General features: G+C 67.4%; 14 protein-coding genes. 7 read left to right on the forward strand and 7 right to left on the reverse strand.

What is annotated here, in order from left to right; all coding sequences use genetic code 11:
- Position 1: 1 nt before the first annotated feature.
- On the reverse strand, positions 2 to 916 hold the full coding sequence (locus FHR73_RS13405; RefSeq protein ID WP_183631897.1) for a LysR family transcriptional regulator: 915 nt from the start codon (positions 914 to 916) through the stop codon (positions 2 to 4).
- A gap of 102 nt (positions 917 to 1,018) precedes the next feature.
- On the opposite strand from FHR73_RS13405, the gene FHR73_RS13410 reads away from it, so the two are divergent.
- From FHR73_RS13410 to gpmA, 3 genes are all read left to right on the forward strand, one after another.
- Positions 1,019 to 2,008, forward strand: a complete 990-nt coding sequence (locus FHR73_RS13410) for an aldo/keto reductase (RefSeq protein WP_183631899.1) — start codon at positions 1,019 to 1,021, stop codon at positions 2,006 to 2,008.
- Between the two features lie 361 nt (positions 2,009 to 2,369).
- Complete coding sequence (locus FHR73_RS13415; RefSeq protein WP_183631901.1) at positions 2,370 to 2,597, forward strand: hypothetical protein; 228 nt, start codon at positions 2,370 to 2,372, stop codon at positions 2,595 to 2,597.
- Between the two features lie 128 nt (positions 2,598 to 2,725).
- Complete coding sequence (gpmA, locus tag FHR73_RS13420; RefSeq protein WP_044341142.1) at positions 2,726 to 3,472, forward strand: 2,3-diphosphoglycerate-dependent phosphoglycerate mutase; 747 nt, start codon at positions 2,726 to 2,728, stop codon at positions 3,470 to 3,472.
- Between the two features lie 267 nt (positions 3,473 to 3,739).
- Here the strand turns inward: gpmA and FHR73_RS13425 are convergent, their stop codons facing one another.
- From FHR73_RS13425 to FHR73_RS13440, 4 genes are all read right to left on the reverse strand, one after another.
- Positions 3,740 to 4,720, reverse strand: a complete 981-nt coding sequence (locus FHR73_RS13425) for a YihY/virulence factor BrkB family protein (protein WP_183631903.1) — start codon at positions 4,718 to 4,720, stop codon at positions 3,740 to 3,742.
- A gap of 126 nt (positions 4,721 to 4,846) precedes the next feature.
- Positions 4,847 to 5,689, reverse strand: a complete 843-nt coding sequence (locus tag FHR73_RS13430; protein WP_183631905.1) for a galactosyltransferase-related protein — start codon at positions 5,687 to 5,689, stop codon at positions 4,847 to 4,849.
- Complete coding sequence (locus FHR73_RS13435; protein WP_311629954.1) at positions 5,686 to 6,723, reverse strand: hypothetical protein; 1,038 nt, start codon at positions 6,721 to 6,723, stop codon at positions 5,686 to 5,688. Before FHR73_RS13435 ends, FHR73_RS13430 begins: the two co-directional genes overlap by 4 nt.
- A gap of 7 nt (positions 6,724 to 6,730) precedes the next feature.
- Positions 6,731 to 7,807, reverse strand: a complete 1,077-nt coding sequence (locus FHR73_RS13440; RefSeq protein WP_183631909.1) for a glycosyltransferase — start codon at positions 7,805 to 7,807, stop codon at positions 6,731 to 6,733.
- Between the two features lie 187 nt (positions 7,808 to 7,994).
- Here FHR73_RS13440 and FHR73_RS13445 point away from each other — a divergent pair, with 187 nt between their 5' ends.
- Positions 7,995 to 8,726 (forward strand): glutathione S-transferase, encoded by a 732-nt coding sequence (locus FHR73_RS13445; protein ID WP_183631911.1) that lies wholly within the window; start codon positions 7,995 to 7,997, stop codon positions 8,724 to 8,726.
- A gap of 51 nt (positions 8,727 to 8,777) precedes the next feature.
- On the opposite strand, the gene FHR73_RS13450 is transcribed toward FHR73_RS13445, so the two are convergent.
- The gene (locus FHR73_RS13450) at positions 8,778 to 8,969 is read right to left on the reverse strand and encodes a CsbD family protein (RefSeq protein ID WP_007161448.1); all 192 of its coding nucleotides are present in this window, start codon (positions 8,967 to 8,969) and stop codon (positions 8,778 to 8,780) included.
- A gap of 245 nt (positions 8,970 to 9,214) precedes the next feature.
- Here FHR73_RS13450 and gloA point away from each other — a divergent pair, with 245 nt between their 5' ends.
- From gloA to FHR73_RS22560, 3 genes are all read left to right on the forward strand, one after another.
- Positions 9,215 to 9,739 (forward strand): lactoylglutathione lyase, encoded by a 525-nt coding sequence (gloA, locus tag FHR73_RS13455; RefSeq protein WP_183631913.1) that lies wholly within the window; start codon positions 9,215 to 9,217, stop codon positions 9,737 to 9,739.
- A gap of 197 nt (positions 9,740 to 9,936) precedes the next feature.
- Positions 9,937 to 11,565, forward strand: coding sequence for a methyl-accepting chemotaxis protein (locus FHR73_RS13460; RefSeq protein ID WP_183631914.1), 1,629 nt, complete (start codon positions 9,937 to 9,939; stop codon positions 11,563 to 11,565).
- Positions 11,566 to 11,724: 159 nt separating this feature from the next.
- On the forward strand, positions 11,725 to 11,847 hold the full coding sequence (locus FHR73_RS22560; protein WP_260175702.1) for a hypothetical protein: 123 nt from the start codon (positions 11,725 to 11,727) through the stop codon (positions 11,845 to 11,847).
- Positions 11,848 to 11,888: 41 nt separating this feature from the next.
- Here FHR73_RS22560 and FHR73_RS13465 read toward each other — a convergent pair whose 3' ends face one another.
- The gene (locus FHR73_RS13465) at positions 11,889 to 13,514 is read right to left on the reverse strand and encodes a methyl-accepting chemotaxis protein (RefSeq protein ID WP_183631916.1); all 1,626 of its coding nucleotides are present in this window, start codon (positions 13,512 to 13,514) and stop codon (positions 11,889 to 11,891) included.
- Positions 13,515 to 13,553: the final 39 nt, after the last annotated feature.

Here is a 13,553-nt window from a genome sequence, read left to right on the forward strand (position 1 = left end):
CTCACTGCCTTAGCCAGGCCGGATCGACCGCGGCGAACACCTCCTCCAGCCACGCGACCCAGGCGCGTACCCGCGGTGAGGTCTGGCTGGCCAGCGGGTAGACCGCCGCCAGCGGCAAGTCCGGCGGTGGCTGGTCGGGCAGGACTTCGCACAGCCGGCCGGCCGCCAGGTCCGCCGCCACGTGATAGCGCGGCGCCTGGATCAGGCCCAGCCCGGCCAGGGCGGCACCGACATAGACGTCGGCGCCGCTTAGGGTCAGGCGTCCGGGCTGATCCAGACAGCGCAGCTCACCCTCGCGCCGGAATTCGAAGGGCAGCCGACGACCGCTACGCTGGGAGCGGTAGTGCACCAGCTGGTGCTGGGCGAGATCCGCGAGGCTGTCCGGCCGGCCCTGGTGCGCCAGATAGTCCGGACTGGCACAGGTCACCTGCACCAGCCCGCCCAGCGCCTGGGCGGCCAGGCCCTCGTCGAGCAGGGGTCCGCTGCGCAGCACGCAGTCGATGCCTTCGCCGATCACGTCCACCGGTCGATCGTCGGCGCTGACGACCAATTCCAGCTCCGGATAGCGGCGGCAGAATTCCGGCAGCGCCGGCATCACCAGAGCCCGCCCCAGGGCACCGGGCAGATCGACGCGCAGCCGCCCGCGTGGCTGCCGCCGCCGCTGGCTGAAGGCGCCCTCGATATCGTCCAGCTCGGCCAGCCAGCCGACGCAGCGCTCATAGTAGGCGGCGCCGTCCAGGGTCGGGCTGACCCGCCGGGTGGTGCGATGCAGCAAGGTCACCCCGAGGTGGGCTTCCAGCTGCTGCACCAGCAGCGTCGCCATCGCCGGCGACAGCCCGAGATCGGCGGCCGCCCGGCTGAAGGAGCGGCGCTCGACGATCCGCACGAAGCCGCGCATGGCTGCCAATCGGTCCAAGATTCTTCAACCCCATCGAATACTGCCTGCCTTGATAGCAGCTTTGTTCAAGCATGCTCAATAGCGAGACTGGGCCTGTCTTTCACGAAAGGAGCGAACGTCATGCTGCAACGACAACTGGGCCGTAATGGCCCGCAGGTATCCGCCCTGGGGCTGGGCTGCATGGGCATGAGCGAATTCTATGGCGCCACCGACGAGACCGAGGCCCTGGCCACCCTGGACCTGGCCTTGGAACGCGGCGTGACCCTGCTGGATACCGCCGATGCCTATGGTCCCCAGCGCAACGAGGAACTGCTGGGCCGGGCCCTGCGTGGCCGCCGCGAGCAGGTATTCCTGGCCAGCAAGTTCGGTCTGGTGCGCAGTGCCGATCCCACCGCTCGCGGGGTAAATGGCCGGCCCGAATACGTGCGTCAGGCGGTGGAAGGCAGCCTGCGCCGACTGGGCGTCGAGCACCTCGATCTCTATTACCAGCACCGGGTCGATCCGGAGGTGCCGATCGAGGAGACCGTGGGCGCCATGGCCGAGCTGGTGCAGGCCGGCAAGGTGCGTTACCTGGGACTGAGCGAGGCCTCCAGCGCGACCCTGATCCGTGCCCAGCGGATCCATCCCATCGCCGCCCTGCAGAGCGAATTCTCGCTGTGGTCGCGCGATCCCCAGGAGCACGGCGTGCTCGCCACCTGCCGCGAATTGGGAGTCGCCCTGGTGGCCTACAGCCCGCTCGGTCGTGGCTTTCTCACCGGCGCCCTGAAATCGCCGGCGGACTTCGCCGCGGACGACTATCGCCGCCTGAGTCCGCGCTTCCAGGGCGAGAACTTCCAGCGCAACCTGGAACTGGTGGAGCGGGTACGCGCCCTGGCCAGCGCCAAGGACGTCACGCCCGGCCAGCTCGCCCTGGCCTGGGTGCTGGCCCAGGGCGAGGACATCGTGCCCATCCCGGGGACCCGGCGGCGCGGTTATCTGCTGGAGAATCTCGCCGCGCTCGAGGTGCAATTGAGCGCAGCCGAGGGCGCCGAACTGGCTCGACTCTTCACCCCGGAACAGGTGGCCGGTACGCGCTATCCCGCCGCCTGGATGCAGCTCGTCGAGCGCTAGCGACCACCAAGCCCGTCACCGACCGACGGGCTTGCACGGTTGGCATCGATCCTGCTAGCTTGATCGGGTTAGTACCAAGCTGACCCCAATCGCTGGACGCCTTTCCGCTCGTTGTAGCAGCGCGAAATAAGCGTCATCCGGATCGAATCGATCCCTCGATTGCTCAGGATCTGCCGCCCTGGCCTCTGAATCTCGTGCCCGGCCGGTTGCCTGCCTTCCCAAGTACTTACCTGCATGCCTGGGCGTCTCGTCCACACGCTGCCTTCCTCCAGCCAGAGATTCAGCCGTCGGCCGTTATGGGTACGAGGTTGCTGGAGTTATTTCACCGCGCCGACTGAGCGTGGATCCCAAGGATAGTTAGATGAACATTCAAAATCAGGCCACTGCGGCCATGCAACACCTCCAGGCGGCCTTCGCGCCGTTTCAATGCATCACCACCCCGGCTTCGCGCAAGGGCGGCTTCAGTTTCACCGTGATCGACGAGCGCGGTGTCGCCTGTCGCAGTGAGCGCCTCTACCCCGAGCAGTACAACGCTGCCGACGGTCTGGAGCGGGTCATCGCCCGTACCCGCCGCGCCCTGGTGGCCTGAAGCGCCACCCGAGTGCCGGACGCATCACGGTTTCCGTGATGCCCATGCCGGCCGCCTCCATCTGCGGTATGTTTGGCACAGCTTCGCGTAGGCGTGAGCCAAACAATGAATCCCAAGATGGAGGTCGCATGTCGCAAGTCGTATTCATCCGCCATGGCCAGTCGGCGTGGAACCTGGAAAACCGCTTCAGTGGCTGGGCGGATGTGGATCTGACCGAACAGGGGATCCGCGAGGCCCACGAGGGCGGTCAGGCGCTCAAGGACGCCGGCTTTCTCTTCGACGTGGCCCACGTCTCGGTGCTCAAGCGCGCCGTGCGGACCCTCTGGCACGTGCAGGAAGGCATGGACCAGATGTGGCTGCCGGTGGTGAGCGACTGGCGCCTCAACGAGCGCCACTACGGTGGCCTGACCGGCCTCAACAAGTCCGAGACCGCTGCCAAGTACGGTGAAGAGCAGGTACTGGTCTGGCGCCGCAGCTATGACGTGCCGCCGCCCGAGCAGAGTGTCGAGGAGCAGCAGGCCCTGGCCGCCGACCCGCGCTATGCCGGTCTGTCGCTGGACCAGGTGCCGCGCACCGAGTGCCTCAAGGATTGCGTCGAGCGCGTGCTGCCCTACTGGAACGAAGTCCTGGCGCCGGCCATCCGCAGCGGCCAGCGCGTGCTGGTGGTCGCCCATGGCAACTCCATGCGTGCCCTGATCAAGTACCTGGACAACATCTCCGACAGCGACATCGTCAGCCTCAACATCCCCAACGGCGTGCCGCTGGTGTACGAGTTCGACGAAAACCTGAAGCCCACCAAGCACTACTACCTGGCCGATCCGGACGAGGTCGCCGCCAAGATGGCCGCCGTGGCCAATCAGGGCAAGGCGAAGTAAGGCGTTTTCTTCCTGGTTCAATCGCGGTCATGGGGCGCCGTAGGTTGGGTTGAGCGTAGCGAAGCCCAACAGGCCTGACCTCGGAGTGGCGGCACTGTTGGGCTTCGACGATGAAGCTGTCTCAGCCCAACCTACGGTCCATTGCGACCATGACCGCGACAGTCCGCAAGCCCCGGCCTGCAGCGTGGAAAACTGCCTGGCGTTTTCCACAACCAGGTTCGCCGGTGAGCGGTGGATAAGGCTGGCGCCGTTATCCACCCTACGGCCTCAGGTGCGACGCTCCGGGCGCTTCACCACCCGCGCCTCGCCCAGCACGCCCTCTTCTCCCGCCTGGGCCGCCTGGATATCCTCGTCGCCTTCCACGCCGCCGTCACCGGGCGTCTTCTCGCCCTTTTCCTTGCCGTCGTCGCTATGGTGCTCGATCACCGCATTGATCTCCGCGCCAAACAGCAGTACCGCCGATGACAGGTAGAAATACAGCAACAGCACGATGATGGCGCCGATGCTGCCGTAGGTGGCGTTGTAGTTGGCGAAGTTCTGCACGTAGTAGCCAAAGCCCAGGGACGCCAGGATCCAGACCACCACCGCCAGCACCGAACCGGGGGTGATGAAGCGGAAGTCCTGCTTCACGTCCGGGGTGACGTAGTAGAGCGCCGCCACGGCGATCATCAGCAGGGCCACCGCCAGCGGCCAGCGGATCAGCGCCCAGAGGGTCACCATGTAGTCTTCCAGCCCCACGTAGGCAGCTAGCCAGTTCATCACCTGGGGCCCCAGCACCATGAGGGCGGCGGCGCTGAGCAGGATTCCGGCGAGGCCGATGGTATGCAGCACCGACAGCGGAATGCGCTTCCAGGCCGGACGGCTTTCCACCACGTCATAGGCGCTGTTCATGGCGGTCATCAGCGAGCGGAAGCCACCGGAGGCGGACCAGAGCGCGACGATGATACTGAAGGACAGCAACCCGCCCTTCTGCGTCTGCAACTGGTCGATGATGGGATTGACGGTGTCCAGCGCCGTGACCGGCAGCAGGTAGGCGGCCTGTTCGCGCAGGAAGGTGAAGAAGTCCGGCAGGTGCAGGAAGCCGATCAGGGCGATCAGGAACAGCAGGAAGGGAAACAGCGAAAACAGCATCTGGTAGGCCAGTGCCGCAGCATAGGTAGGCATGTCGTCGGCCACGAATTCCTGGACGGCACGCTTGATGAGGGTGAACGGCGAAACGCCGCGCAGGCTGAAGGCAAACAAGGACATAACGGCTCCTGACGAACGTTCCTCACGAAGGATTCCTGGCGCGGACCTGCACGGTCCGCACCCGGCGGCTTTGCAGGTCCGCCCTACCTTCAGAGTGGCAGCAGCCGGGTTGGTTGCGCCCCGCTGTCAGAAGCCGGAGCCCGAGGCATCCCGGCAGGCGGCGACCTCGGCGGCCGTGGGCGTCCTGAGTTCCTCTATCCCGCGGCTTTCATCGAAACGGATGAAGCCGGCGGCGGCGAATTCGCGCAGCCAGCCATCCATGGGCCACACCCCCCAGCGCGCCTGGAAGCGCCGGGCGTTCTCCAGAATGCTGGCGAAATGGTTGAGCGGAGGGTGATAGGTCGGGTGGTACTGGTGGAAGGCGCGCGCCTCGGCCTGATAGACAGGCACCCCCGTCTCGCGGGCGCGAAAGGCGAAGTCGGTGTCCTCGCCGCCATAGCCGCGATAACCCTCGTCGAAGCCGCCGATACGGCCGAAGGTGGCGCGGGTACAGGCGAAGTTGAGCGACCAGAACAGTGGATGGGGTATCGCTTCGCCAGGCGGACGCTCCCGGTGCAGGGGATGGACGACGCCGCAGGCGAGCAGCTCCTCCGGGGTCCAGGCACCTTCCGCGACGCCTGCGGGCAGGTAGTGGACGAAGCCCTGGTGCAGGGCCGCGGGGCGCGCGATCAGCGCCTGGCGATAGGCATGGAGCAATCCGGGCGCGGGGATGCAGTCCACGTCGAGAAACACCAACTCCTCGCCTGGCGCGGCGGCTACGGCGGCATTGCGCGCGGCGGCCAGGGGCAGGATGCCGTCGCCTTCCACGCCAAGCACCTGGATCGGAAAGCCTGGGCTGTGCAGCGCACGCGGCGGCTCGTTCATCTGCACCACCACCAAGGCCGCCGGCGGCGTCGGTGCCAATTCCAGTCCGCGGATGAGATTGGCCAGTTGCCGCTCGCGGCCTTTGACCAGGGTCAGGACGATCATGCCAGCACCTCCTGGGCGACCTGCCGGATACAGGCGGCGGCGCGCCGGGCGCCTTCGCCGGCGCTTATCGCCCTCCAGCGTCCGGGATCGAGGCCGCGGGTCCTGGCCAGCAATTCCGGCCAGGCATCGTCGGCGGGCCAGCTTTCGCAGGTGATCGCCAGGCCTTGGGCGGCCAGCAGGCGGCCGGTGGACAGTTGCTCGTCGAAGGGTCGGGCATCCGGCAGACAGAGGAAACGACAGCGCAGGTCGGCCAGTTCCGCCACCAGGCTGTCACCCGCCGAGCCGACCACCAGCTCGGCGCGGGTCAGCCAGGGCGCGGGATCGGCGACGCTGCCCAGGAAACTCAGATTGGCCGGTGCCTCGGTGGCGTCGTCCAGCACCGGACCCAGTACCGTCCAGTGCCAGTCGGGACAGGCCCGGGCCGCCGCGACCAGCCGCGCGCGACCGAAGGCGGTGCCGCCATGGCCGGCGATGACGGTGACCGTGCCGGGCTCGCGGATGCGGTCGGACTGCTGCCCGGCATAGCGCGACAGGCTGTCAACATAGCAAGTCTTGGCCCGCCAGGGAGCCGGGGTGGCAGGCTCTTCCAGGCCTTCCGGATAGGGCGCGAGCAGCCGGCTGGCACTGGCGTAGGCCAGTTCGTGGGCGGCATCGAAGCGACTGCCACGCTGGCGCAGGTAGATCGTCGGCACGCCGCACAACCGGGCCAGCAGCGCCACCTCCACCGAGACGTCGACCACCAGCAGGCAGGGCCAGGCGCGGCGGAACCAGTCCACCAGCAGGCCCATGCGCTCGCGCAGTCCTGCCACGCCCAGCGGTGCATAGTGCAGGCAGGCGAAGGCTTCGCCCTCGACACCCGGGGCGACGTCGGGCGGCAGCGGGCAGAGCCGGACGTTGGGCAGCGCCACCTGCTCGGGCAGGCGACTGCCGAACAGCGTCAGGGGGCCGTCGAAGGCCGCGGCGATGGCCAGGGCGCGGGTCACGTGGCCGGCGCCATGATGGTGGGCGTAATAACCGATGTTCAGCTCAGTCACGGGCAGTCTAGCCACAGGCCACCCGGCCGGCGGCGACATCGGCGAGCAGGCGCTCGTAGCGGTCGATCATCAACTGGTGACTCCACTGCGCCTCGGCCCGTGCCCGGCAGGCGTCGCGGGACAGCGACAGGGCTTCGCGCAGGGCCGCCGCCAGGGCCGGCACGTCGCCCGGCGGGGCCAGGGCGCCGGTCTCGGCGGTGAGGAGTTCCGGCAGGGCGCCGCGGGCAAAGGCGGCGACCGGCGTGCCACAGGCCAGGGCCTCGGCGACGATCAGGCCGAAGGGTTCATCCCAGCAGGGCGTGACCAGGCAGGCGCGGGCCTGGGCGACTTCGGCCGCCAGGGCGGTACGGTCCAGGTGACCGAGGTAGACGGCCTGCTCGCCCAGGCGCGGCTCGATCTCCTGGCGGAAATAGCGCTCGTCGGTGGCCTGCCCGGCCAGGCGCAGGGGCACGCCGGCCTCGCGCGCGGCATCCAGCGCCAGGTGCGGCCCCTTGTCCGGCACTAGGCGGCCGAACCAGAGGGCATGGTCGCCGATCGGCGTATCACGTGGGCGCCAGGCGTCGAGGTCGATGCCATTGGGAATCACGTGGCAGGCCGGCGCGAGGTGCGCCCAGTTGTCGGCATTGGCCTGGGAGACGGTGCAGTAATGGCCGCCACCGCGCCTGTGCAATTCGCCGATGGCGTTGATCAGCTCGAAGAACGGCGGGGTATGCAGCACCGTGAGCATGGGCGTGCGGATCAGCCCGGACATGGTCACCGGCACATAGTGCAGGGCGTTGTTGAAGATGACGTCGAAGCCGTAGCCATCGATGCGCTGCATGCAGTCGAGATAGCCGTGGTGCTCGTCGAGGTATTCGGAGCTGAGCACGTTGCGCTTGCGCCGGCAGCCGTCCGCCCCGTAGTTGCCGTCGTCGAGGATGGGCACCACCTCCAGCTCCGGCGCCGAGGCCGAGCTGGCGAATAGCGTCACGGCGTGGCCGCGTTCGCGCAGTTGCCGGGTGATGTCGTAGGTGAAGGCTTCGAGACCGCCGGCGAAGGGCTGGCGTATCGGGTGTTTCACGTGGGTGAGAATGCCTATGCGCATGGAACCGTCCGCCTGCTGTTGCCTGTCATCCCACCGTCCTCATCGCGAGCCGCTGGTTGATAGGAGTCTCAGCGACGGGAATTGGTTGTGCGCTTCGTCGTGAAAGCCGCGCGGCGGGCAAACCTCCGAAGCGGGCCGGGGGTCAGCTCTCCTGGACCCGTATTCCCAGCAGACGACGGAGGTTTCCATGCGTTATGAACTGCACTACTGGCCCAGCATCCAGGGCCGCGGCGAATTCGTCCGCCTGGCGCTCGAGGAAGCCGGCGCACCCTATCTCGATGTCGGCAATGCCCCGGAAGGCGAAGGCCTGGGCGTACCCGCCATGCAGGACTACCTGCAGGGCCAGAAGACCCGCCGACCGCCCTTCGCCCCGCCCTTTCTCAAGGCCGGCGACGAGGTCGTCTCCCATGTCGCCAACATCCTCCAGTTCCTCGGGCCACGCCTGGACCTTGTACCGGCCGATGAAGAATCCCGCTTCTGGGTCCACGGCCTGCAGCTGACCATCACCGACCTCACCGCCGAGGCCCACGATGTCCATCATCCGGTGGCCATCGCCCTGACCTACGAAGAGCAGCAGGACGAAGCCCGGCGCCGCGCCAAGGCCTTTGCCGGCGAGCGGATCCGTACCTACCTGAGCTACTTCGAACGGGTACTGGGCTTCAATCCGGCGGGCGACAGCTGGCTGGTGGGCGACCGGCGCTCCTACGTGGATCTGTCGCTGTTCCAGGTAGTGGCCGGCCTGACCTATGCCTTCCCCAACGCCATGCGGCGCCTGGCGCCGGAGATCCCCCGGGTGCTGGCCGTGGCCGAGCGGGTGACCGCGCTACCCAACATCGCCACCTACCTGGCCTCGCCCCGCCGCCTGCCCTTCAGCGAGAAGGGCATCTTCCGCCATTATCCGGAGCTGGATCCGGCCTGACGGGCAAAAGAAAAGGCCGCCCGGGGGCGGCCTTTTCCGTACAGCCTGGACTCAGGCGCGGTCGATGGTGTTCTTGACCGCTTCCTTGCCCTTGCCGACGTTCTTTTGCAGTTTGCCTTCGGCTTCCTGGGCACGACCCTCGCCTTTCATGCGCGAGTTGTCGGTGGCTTCGCCGACGCCTTGCTTGACCTTGCCGGCCACTTCTTTGGCGGTACCCTTGATCTTGTCGCTGGTGCTGCTCATATCAGTCTCCTTGGGATCGCACAGGCAGTGCGCTTGTAAAATCCGACTGCGGCTCTAGCCGGGTGGTTTCGACCATTCGTCGCACAGCGCAGCGGCGAGCGGTGCCCGGAAGCTTTGGGCAGCGGCGCGGGAAGCCTTTAGACTTCCCGCCTTTTTCGTGAGCGACCGCCCAGGCGCCTTTTCCGACGGGAACGTTGCGCAGGGCCGCCTCTCCAATTTCCACACCCCTTCACCGGAGACTTCTGATGTCGCTGAGCCAATTCGACAACCTGCCGGGCGTGACCGCCCAGCCCGACGCCGCCACCCGCGAGTTCGTCTTCAATCACACCATGCTGCGGGTCAAGAACCTGGAGACCTCGCTGGACTTCTATACCCGCGTACTGGGTTTCACCGTGGTCGATCACAAGGACTTCCCGGACGCCAAGTTCAGCCTGACCTTCCTGGCCCTGGTCGATCGCAACCAGGTGCCGGAAGAGCCGGAAGCCCGCCAGCGCTGGCGCAAGTCCACCCCGGGCATCCTCGAGCTGACCCACAACCACGGCACCGAAGACGACGCTGGCTTCAGCTACCACAATGGCAACAGCGATCCGCGCGGCTTCGGCCACACCTGCGTGGCGGTCCCGGACATCCGCGCCGCCTGCGAGCGCTTCGAGCAACTGGGCGTCGCCTTCCAGAAGCGCCTGACCGACGGCAGCATGAAGGAAATCGCCTTCATCAAGGACCCCGACGGCTACTGGGTCGAAGTCATCCAGTTCACCCCGCTGTCCTGATCGCTCCGGGCCCGGCGTCCGCCGGGCCCACCCCCGCCTGCCCTTCCGAAGACATCCGACGACTTTTCGGCGCTTAACTGATACCGACTAGCTCCAGGCCATCGACGCCTGCCTGGGCCTTTGGCGTACTGCTGGCGAAAAGCCTTACCAAGGTCGTATTGCGCACCCCAGCCAGCGACGTCGTCAGAGAGTCCATCATGAAAAAAACAACAAGAATCCGTACCGGGATGTACAGCGTGCTCAGCCTGTTCGTCGCCTGCCTGCTGCTGGCCTGCCTGTATGGGTGGCTCAGCGCCCGGACCAGTGCCCAGCAGATCCGCGACCTGGATAGTCTGACCATGGAGCAGCTGGACAGGGTCAACAACGCCGCCACCTGGATCAGCCGCGCCAGCGCCAATTCCCATACCGCCATGCTCGACCGGGTCAACGGCGATGCAGCCAAGGCCGAGAAAGGCGTGAAGCTGGCCCTGGAGCGGCTGGACATCGCCCGCAAGCTGATCACCGACATGCAGGCCAACGTCGGCGATCCCAAGCTGAGCGGCCAGATCGAAGCCATGCTCAAGGCCTTCGACGCCTACAAGGTCATCGTCGAAGGGCAGATCGCCGCCTGCCGCGCCGGCGACCTGCCCGGCTACATCCGTATCAGCGACGGGGCCAAGGGTGCCAGCACGGCCTTCGCCGACACCCGCCAGGCCTTTACCGACGAGATCACCAGCCGCATCGCGGCCACCCTCGCCGCCTCCGACAGTCGCGTGTCCCAGGCCCAGATCGGCAGCCTGCTGCTGGTCGGTCTGACCCTGCTGCTGGCGGTGCTCTCCGGCTGGTTCATCGCCCGCCGGGTGCTGGCCCCGCTCAACGAGGCCGGCGAGCACTTCGCCGCCATGAGCGAAGGCGATCTGACCCGCCGTATCGAGGTGCGCAGCCATGACGAGATCGGCCAGCTGTTCGCCGGTCTCGCCACCCTGCAGAGCCGCCAGCGCGACACTTTGGCCCAGCTCAATCGCACCGCCGAGCAACTCGACAGCGCCGCCCAGGAATTGGGCGAGGTGACGGCGCAGAGCAACCGCACCCTGAATCAGCAGCAACAGGAACTGGAACAGGCCGTGACGGCGGTGACCGAGATGACCACCGCCGTGGAAGAGGTGGCGCGCAACGCCGCCTCCACCTCGGATACCGCCCGCGAATCCGATCGCCTGGCCGCGGGCAGTCGCGGCCAGGTGGCCCAGGTGCTCAGCGAATTGCAGAGCATGCAGACCACGGTCAACGAAAGCGAAACCGTGATCGCCAGCCTGGCGCAGCAGGCCAACCAGATCGGCAAGGTGCTGGACGTGATCCGCGCCGTTTCCGAGCAGACCAACCTGCTGGCGCTCAACGCCGCCATCGAGGCTGCGCGCGCCGGCGATGCCGGCCGTGGCTTCGCCGTGGTGGCCGACGAGGTGCGCAGCCTGGCGCAGCGCACCCGCCAGTCGACCCTGGAGATCGAGCAGATGATCGGCAACATCCAGACCGGCACCGGTCAGGCGGTGACCGCCATCCAGCGCAGCAATACCCTGGCCGGCACCACCCTTGAAACCACCGAGCGCACCGGCCAGAGTCTGGAGCACATCTTCGTCGCCATCGGCGACATCAACGAGCGCAACCTGGTCATCGCCAGCGCCGCCGAGGAACAGGCCCAGGTGGCACGGGAGGTGGATCGCAACCTGATCAACATCCGCGAACTGGCGGGCGTCTCCAAGCGCGGCGCCGACCAGATCGAGACCTCCAGTCGCCAGCTCGTCGCGCTGACCCGCGAGATCCATGGTCTGGCGGCGCGCTTCCGCGTCTAGCCCGATGCACCGCTATCCCCGGGAACGGGCGTCCCGGGGATAGCCGCGGCTTTACCCAACTTTACGTTTTCTTGGCATGACGTCGTCGCCGCTACAGGAGAAAATTGGCCCCGGGCGCCCGGCGTGGCGCCCGTTCTCGCTACGGAGCTGCCTGACGTCATGACGACCTGCCCTACCCCGCGCGGCCCTCGCCTGAGGAGCCTGCTGCTGTCCTTTCTCGCCTCGCCCCTGGGCCTGCTGGTGGTGCTGACCGGCGTGCTGCAGCTGCTCGGCCCCGGCTAGGGCCTCGGCTCCGGCCACCGCAGCGGCCGGAGCCGCCTGGATCACAGGCGGAAGCGCGCGACCAGGCCATTGAGGTCCACGGCCAGGCGCGACAGCTCGGCGCTGGCGGCGCTGGACTGCTCGGCACCCGCGGCGGTCTGGACCGACAAGTCGCGGATGTTCACCAGGTTGCGATCGACTTCGCGAGCCACCTGGGCCTGCTCTTCCGCCGCGCTGGCGATCACCAGATTGCGCTCGTTGATGCCGCCGATGGCGCCATGGATGCGCTCCAGGGCATGGCCGGCGCCGCGGGCCACTTCCAGGGTGGACTGGGCACGCTCGGTGCTGCTGCGCATGGCCGCCACCGCCTGATCGGTGCCCTGCTGGATGGTGCCGATGGAGGTCTCGATCTCGCGGGTCGACTCCTGGGTGCGATGGGCCAGCGCCCGTACCTCGTCGGCCACCACGGCGAAGCCACGACCGGCTTCCCCGGCGCGCGCGGCCTCGATGGCGGCATTGAGCGCCAACAGATTGGTCTGCTCGGCCACGCTGCGGATCACGTCGAGCACCTTGCCGATGTCGTTGACCTGTACCGCCAGATCGCCCACCAGGGTGGCGCCGTGCTGGACGTCTTCGCTCATGGTGGCGATGGCACCCACGGTTTCCTGTACCAGGTCGCGACCGTCACGGGCCACGCCGGCCGACTCCTGGGAGGCCTGGGAGGTGTTGACGGCGTTGCGCGCCACCTCGTCCACCGCCGACGACATCTGGTTCACCGCGGTGGCGGCCTGTTCGATCTCGGCGTTCTGGCGCTGCAGGCCGCGACTGGATTCATCGGTCACGGCATTGAGTTCTTCCGCCGCCGAGGCGAGCTGGGTGGCCGAACCGAGGATGCCCTGCAGGGTCTGGCGCAGCTGGCCCTGCATGGTCTTCATGGCCTGCAGCAGGCGCGCGGCCTCGTCGCGGCCTTCGCTGTGGATTTCCTGGCTGAGGTCGCCGGTGGCGATCACCTCGGCGGCCTGCACGGCGCGGGCGATGGGCTGGGTGATGCTGCGGATCAGCAGCCAGGCGAAGACCACGGTCAGCAGCGCGGTGGCCGCCAGCAGCACCACCAGCCACTGGATGGCGTGACGATAGTCGGTGGCGGACTGTTCGTTGGCCGCGGCGGTCTGCTGATCCACCAGGTCGGTGAGTTGCTTGAGCACGCCGTTGACCGCATCGGAGTTGGCCAGCAGGTCCTCGTTGAGCAGGCGGCGCAGGGGCTCCAGCTGATCGGCGGCGGAAAACGCCAGCATGCGCTGCTGCAGACCGTCGTACTGGGTGATCAGCTGGCCGTAGCGGCTGTAGGCGGTGCGTTCTTCGTCGGACTGGATCAGCGCCTCGTAGCGCTGCTGGGCGGCGCGCATCTGGCCATTGCGCTGCTGGAACAGTGCCTGGGTCTTGGTGATGATCTCCGGCTCGCGATTGAGCAGCAGGCGATAGGACAGCACCCGCAGGCGCAGGGTCAGGGCGGTCAGCTCGTCGAGCGCGGCCACCCGCGGCATGGCGCGGTCTTCGATGGCCAGGCCCGAGGCGCGGATGTCGTTCATCTTGACCAGGGCGGTGCCGCCGAGCAGCAGCAGGAGCAGACCGATAAAGGCGAAGCCGAGCGTGGCACGCCGCGCGATGGAGAGATTGCGAAAGGACATGGAGAGTTTCCGTTGAGCCTGGAAAGCTCCTGCTATCGA

Origin of the sequence: Pseudomonas sp. AS2.8 (assembly GCF_014190935.1) — a bacterium.
Taxonomy (GTDB): domain Bacteria; phylum Pseudomonadota; class Gammaproteobacteria; order Pseudomonadales; family Pseudomonadaceae; genus Chryseomonas.

Bases quoted from the DNA above. Each gene is read 5' to 3' on its own strand.
- FHR73_RS13410 (WP_183631899.1), top strand. From the start codon at position 1,019: ATGCTGCAACGACAACTGGGCCGTAATGGCCCGCAGGTATCCGCCCTG.
- FHR73_RS13425 (WP_183631903.1), bottom strand. From the start codon at position 4,720: ATGTCCTTGTTTGCCTTCAGCCTGCGCGGCGTTTCGCCGTTCACCCTC.
- gpmA (WP_044341142.1), top strand. From the start codon at position 2,726: ATGTCGCAAGTCGTATTCATCCGCCATGGCCAGTCGGCGTGGAACCTG.
- gloA (WP_183631913.1), top strand. From the start codon at position 9,215: ATGTCGCTGAGCCAATTCGACAACCTGCCGGGCGTGACCGCCCAGCCC.
- FHR73_RS13445 (WP_183631911.1), top strand. From the start codon at position 7,995: ATGCGTTATGAACTGCACTACTGGCCCAGCATCCAGGGCCGCGGCGAA.
- FHR73_RS13465 (WP_183631916.1), bottom strand. From the start codon at position 13,514: ATGTCCTTTCGCAATCTCTCCATCGCGCGGCGTGCCACGCTCGGCTTC.
- FHR73_RS13415 (WP_183631901.1), top strand. From the start codon at position 2,370: ATGAACATTCAAAATCAGGCCACTGCGGCCATGCAACACCTCCAGGCG.
- FHR73_RS13430 (WP_183631905.1), bottom strand. From the start codon at position 5,689: ATGATCGTCCTGACCCTGGTCAAAGGCCGCGAGCGGCAACTGGCCAAT.
- FHR73_RS13440 (WP_183631909.1), bottom strand. From the start codon at position 7,807: ATGCGCATAGGCATTCTCACCCACGTGAAACACCCGATACGCCAGCCC.
- FHR73_RS13450 (WP_007161448.1), bottom strand. From the start codon at position 8,969: ATGAGCAGCACCAGCGACAAGATCAAGGGTACCGCCAAAGAAGTGGCC.
- FHR73_RS22560 (WP_260175702.1), top strand. From the start codon at position 11,725: ATGACGACCTGCCCTACCCCGCGCGGCCCTCGCCTGAGGAGCCTGCTG.
- FHR73_RS13460 (WP_183631914.1), top strand. From the start codon at position 9,937: ATGAAAAAAACAACAAGAATCCGTACCGGGATGTACAGCGTGCTCAGC.